This is a genomic window from Phenylobacterium sp., assembly GCF_044372605.1.
Lineage (GTDB): Bacteria > Pseudomonadota > Alphaproteobacteria > Caulobacterales > Caulobacteraceae > Phenylobacterium.
Genome location: NZ_JBILRO010000229.1, coordinates 1 through 5,629 on the forward strand (window position 1 = coordinate 1; position 5,629 = coordinate 5,629).

The 5,629-nt window shown below is 63.3% G+C and carries 2 protein-coding genes; both read right to left on the minus strand.

Going from position 1 to position 5,629, the window contains the following annotated elements; genetic code table 11:
• On the minus strand, positions 1–1,795 hold a 1,795-nt coding region (gene rpoC / locus ACIQ42_RS15315), incomplete at its 3' end, for a DNA-directed RNA polymerase subunit beta' (RefSeq protein ID WP_397423116.1).
• A 97-nt stretch (positions 1,796–1,892) separates the two neighbouring features.
• The coding region (rpoB, locus tag ACIQ42_RS15320) for a DNA-directed RNA polymerase subunit beta (RefSeq protein ID WP_397423117.1) at positions 1,893–5,629 on the minus strand (3,737 nt) is incomplete at its 5' end.

Below are 5,629 nucleotides of genomic sequence, written 5' to 3' on the forward strand. Positions count from 1 at the left end.
TCTTGGTGAGGTTCTTCTCCAGCAGCCGGTGGCCCACCGCAGGGTGGTGCGGGAACAGGGCGGCGATCTTCATCCGGCCCGGTGAGGTCTCGATGACCTTGCGGACCAGATTTCCGTCGGCATCCATTTCCGAGTGACGGGCGCGGATCTTGGAATGGAGCGAAACCACGCCTGCATCGAGCGCCTGTTCCAGTTCGGCCATGTCGCTGAACGCCTTGCCCTCGCCAGGCTCGGCGTCCTTGACCAGCGACAGGTAATAGAGACCCAGCACGATATCCTGCGACGGCACGATGATCGGGCGACCATTGGCGGGCGACAGGATGTTGTTCGTGCTCATCATCAGCACGCGCGCTTCCAGCTGGGCTTCAAGGCTCAGCGGGACGTGGACGGCCATCTGGTCGCCGTCGAAGTCGGCGTTGAAGGCGGCGCACACCAGCGGGTGAAGCTGGATCGCCTTGCCCTCGATCAGCTTGGGCTCGAACGCCTGGATTCCCAGACGGTGCAGGGTCGGCGCACGGTTCAACAGCACCGGGTGTTCGCGGATGACCTCGTCCAGGATGTCCCAGACCGCCGGCTGCTCGCGTTCCACCATGCGCTTGGACTGCTTGACGGTGCCCGACAGGCCCTTGGCGTCAAGGCGCGCGTAGATGAACGGCTTGAAGAGTTCGAGCGCCATCTTCTTCGGCAGGCCGCACTCGTGCAGCTTCAGCTCGGGACCCACCACGATCACCGACCGGCCGGAGTAGTCCACGCGCTTACCCAGCAGGTTCTGGCGGAAGCGCCCCTGCTTGCCCTTCAGCATGTCGGCCAGAGACTTCAGCGGACGCTTGTTGGCGCCCGTGATCACCCGGCCGCGACGGCCGTTGTCGAACAGAGCGTCGACCGATTCCTGCAGCATCCGCTTTTCGTTGCGGATGATGATGTCGGGCGCGCGCAGCTCGATAAGGCGCTTCAGGCGGTTGTTGCGGTTGATGACCCGGCGATAGAGATCGTTCAGGTCTGAGGTGGCGAAGCGGCCACCATCCAGCGGCACCAGCGGACGCAGTTCCGGCGGGATCACCGGCACCACGGACAGCACCATCCACTCGGGCTTGTTGCCGCTCTCGGTGAAGCTTTCCATGATCTTCAGGCGCTTGGAGAGCTTCTTGAGCTTCATCTCCGAGGTCGTGGTCTTCAGATCCTCGCGCAGCTGTTCGGCCACCAGCAGCAGGTCGATGCCCTTGAGCAGGCCCTGGATCGCCTCGGCGCCGATCTCGGCGGTGAAGCTGTCGTCGCCGAATTCTTCCTGGAACCGCAGGAAGTCGTCTTCCGAGAGCAGCTGGTGCTGCTTCAGCGGGGTCAGGCCCGGCTCGGTGACGATGTAGTTCTCGAAGTAGAGGACCCGCTCAATGTCCTTCAGCGGCATGTCCAGCATCATGGCGATGCGGCTGGGCAGCGACTTCAGGAACCAGATGTGGGCGACAGGGCTGGCCAGTTCGATGTGGCCCATCCGCTCACGACGGACGCGGGCCAGGGTGACCTCAACGCCGCACTTTTCGCAGATGATGCCCTTGTACTTCATGCGCTTGTACTTGCCGCAAAGGCACTCGTAGTCCTTCGTCGGACCAAAGATCCGCGCGCAGAAAAGGCCGTCACGTTCGGGCTTGAACGTCCGATAATTGATCGTTTCAGGCTTCTTGATCTCGCCAAACGACCACGAACGGATCTTTTCCGGCGAAGCCAGCGCGATACGAATGCGGTCAAAGGTCGGAGCGGCCTGGACCGGATTGAAGATGTTCAGGACTTCCTGGTTCATCTTGTTCCTTCTGCGGGAAGCGTCCCGCCAAAATTGGGTTCGAAACTGAGGGCGGCGTGGGCGCCCCTGCCGTTACCGGCAGGGGCGAGGTCAGGCCTCAGTTGTTTTCGAGTTCGACGTTCAGGCCCAGGGAACGCATTTCCTTGACCAGAACGTTGAAGCTTTCCGGGATCCCGGCCTCGAAGGTGTCGTCGCCACGGACGATGCTTTCGTAGACCTTGGTCCGGCCGGCCACGTCGTCCGACTTCACCGTTAGCATCTCCTGCAGGGTGTAGGCGGCGCCGTAGGCTTCCAGAGCCCAGACCTCCATTTCCCCGAAGCGCTGACCGCCGAACTGGGCCTTGCCGCCCAGCGGCTGCTGGGTGACCAGGCTGTAGGGGCCGATCGAACGGGCGTGGATCTTGTCGTCCACCAGGTGGTGAAGCTTCAGCATGTAGATGTAGCCGACCGTGACCGGGCGCTTGAACTGCTCACCCGACTGGCCGTCGTACAGATACGATTGACCCGAGCGTGCGAGGCCAGCCTTTTCCAGCAGGTTCTCGATGTCGTCGATGTGGGCACCGTCGAACACCGGGGTGGCGAACGGAATACCCTTCGACAGGTTGCGTGCCAGCTCGACGAGTTCCTCTTCCGTATCCGGAAGCTCCTGATCGGGCCCGTAGATGCTGAGCAGATGATCGATGAGCGCCTGCTTCTGGCCGCCCTGTTGCCAGGCCTCCAGAAGGGCTGCGACCTGCTTGCCGAGGCCGGCAGCCGCCCAACCCAGGTGGGTCTCGAAGATCTGGCCGACGTTCATCCGCGAGGGCACGCCCAACGGGTTCAGAACGATGTCTACGCTCGTGCCGTCCTCAAGGTAGGGCATGTCCTCGATCGGCAGGATCTTGGAGATAACTCCCTTGTTGCCGTGACGACCGGCCATCTTGTCGCCCGGCTGCAGCTTGCGCTTCACCGCTACGAACACCTTGACCATCTTCATCACGCCGGGCGGCAGTTCATCCCCGCGCTGCAGCTTGTCGACCTTGTCTTCGAAGCGGCGATCGAGGCGCTTGCGAGCTTCGTCGAACTGGAGACGAAGCGCTTCCAGCTCGGTCATCGCCTTGTCGTCGTCGAGGGCGATCTGCCACCAGAGGCCGGACGATACTTCTTCCAGCTTCTCCAGCGAGATTTCGCCGCGGCCCAGGCCCTTGGGACCTGAGACGGCGTTCTTGCCGACCAGCAGCTGGCGTAGACGTCCCTGCATGTTGCGGTTCAGGATCGCGAACTCGTCGTCGCGGTCCTTGCCCAGGCGGTCGATTTCGGCCCGCTCGATCGACAGGGCGCGTTCGTCCTTGTCGACGCCGTGACGGTTGAACACGCGCACTTCAACGACCGTGCCCGTGACGCCCGGGGGCAGCCGCAGCGAGGTGTCCCGAACGTCGGACGCCTTTTCGCCGAAGATGGCGCGCAGCAGCTTCTCTTCCGGGGTCATGGGGCTCTCGCCCTTCGGCGTCACCTTGCCGACCAGGATATCGCCCGGCTGGATTTCGGCGCCGATGGCCACGATGCCCGCTTCGTCGAGGTTGCGGAGCGCTTCCTCGCCGACGTTGGGAATGTCGCGGGTGATTTCTTCCGGACCCAGCTTGGTGTCGCGGGCCATGACCTCGAATTCCTCGATATGGATCGAGGTGAAGACGTCATCGCGCACGATCCGCTCGGAGATCAGGATCGAATCTTCGAAGTTGTAGCCGTTCCAGGGCATGAACGCGACGAGGGCGTTGCGGCCCAGCGCCAGCTCGCCGAGGTCCGTCGAAGGACCGTCTGCGATCACGTCGCCAGCCTGGATCACGTCGCCCACGCGCACCAGCGGACGCTGGTTGATGCAGGTCGAGGTGTTGGAGCGCTGGAACTTCTGCAGACGATAGATGTCGACGCCCGGCTTGGTGGGGTCGTTCTCTTCCGTAGCACGGACCACGATCCGGGTGCCGTCGATCTGCTCGACGATACCGGGACGGCGGGCCACCACGGCGGCGCCGGAGTCCACGGCCACGATGCTCTCCATGCCGGTGCCGACCAGCGGCGCATCCGACTGGATGAGCGGCACAGCCTGCTTCTGCATGTTCGAACCCATGAGGGCGCGATTGGCGTCGTCGTTCTCGAGGAACGGGATCAGCGAGGCGGCGACTGACACGACCTGCTTCGGCGACACGTCCATCAGGTCGACCTGATCGCGCGGCAGCAGGCCGGGTTCGCCGTTGATCCGTCCGGGGACCAGATCATCGACGATGACGCCATCCTTCAGCTTGATGTTGGCCTGGGCGATGACGTGCTTCGCCTCTTCCATGGCCGACATGTAGACGACGTCCTCGGTCGTCTTGCCGTCCTTGATCCGGCGGTAGGGGCTCTCGATGAAACCGTACTTGTTGACCACCGCGTGGGTGGCAAGGGCGTTGATCAGGCCGATGTTCGGGCCTTCCGGAGTCTCGATCGGGCAGATCCGGCCATAGTGGGTCGGGTGCACGTCGCGGACTTCGAAGCCGGCGCGCTCGCGGGTCAGACCACCCGGGCCAAGCGCCGAGAGACGGCGCTTGTGGGTGATTTCCGACAGCGGGTTGGTCTGGTCCATGAACTGCGACAGCTGTGACGAGCCGAAGAACTCGCGCACGGCGGCCGCCGCCGGCTTGGCGTTGATCAGGTCGTGCGGCATGACCGTGTCGATATCGACCGAGCTCATGCGCTCCTTGATGGCGCGTTCCATCCGCAGCAGGCCGACGCGATACTGGTTTTCCAGCAATTCGCCCACCGAACGCACCCGGCGATTGCCGAGGTTGTCGATGTCGTCGATTTCGCCGCGGCCATCGCGAAGGCCGACCAGGGTGCGCAGCACCTCGATCACGTCTTCCTTGCGCAGGATACGCATGTCATCCGGGCAATCGAGCTCCAGACGCATGTTCATCTTCACACGCCCGACCGAGGACAGGTCGTAACGCTCGCCATCGAAGAACAGGCTCTTGAACATGGCCTCGGCGGCTTCCACCGTCGGCGGCTCGCCGGGACGCATCACGCGATAGACGTCGAACAGGGCATCCTCGCGAATGGTGTTCTTGTCTACGCGCAGGGTGTTGCGGATGTAGGAGCCGATGGTCACGTCGTCGATATCGAGGACGTCCATGTTCACGAAGCCCTGGGCCTCCAGCGAGGCCAGCAGTTCGACGTCCAGCTCATCTCCGGCCTCGGCATAGATTTCGCCGGTTTCAGTGTTGACCAGATCTCGCGCCAGGTAGCGACCGTTCAGGGCCTCTGGCGGCAGCAGCAGGGTCTTCAGGCCCGCGTCAGCGAACTTCTTGGCATTGCGCGCCGAGATCTTGGTGCCGGCCGGAGCGATCTCTTCGCCCGTCGCGTCATCGATCAGCGGGAAGTCGGGCTTCACGCCCCTCCAACGCTCCGGCAGATACGCCGTGGACCAGCCGCCGGTCTTCTTCACGTAGGCAACGGTCTTGTAGAAGGTGGAGAGGATTTCCTCGCCGTCCATGCCCAGAGCCATCAGGAAGGTCGTGGCCGGCAGTTTGCGGCGGCGGTCGATGCGGACGTAGACGATGTCCTTCGCGTCGAACTCGAAGTCGAGCCAGGAACCGCGATACGGGATCACCCGGGCGGCGAACAGCAGCTTGCCCGAGGCGTGGGTCTTGCCCTTGTCGTGGTCGAAGAACACGCCCGGTGAGCGGTGCATCTGCGAGACGATGACGCGCTGGGTCCCGTTGACGATGAAGGTGCCCTTCTCCGTCATGAGCGGGATATCGCCCATGTAGACGTCCTGCTCCTTGATGTCCTTGACGGAACGGGCGCCGGTTTCCTCGT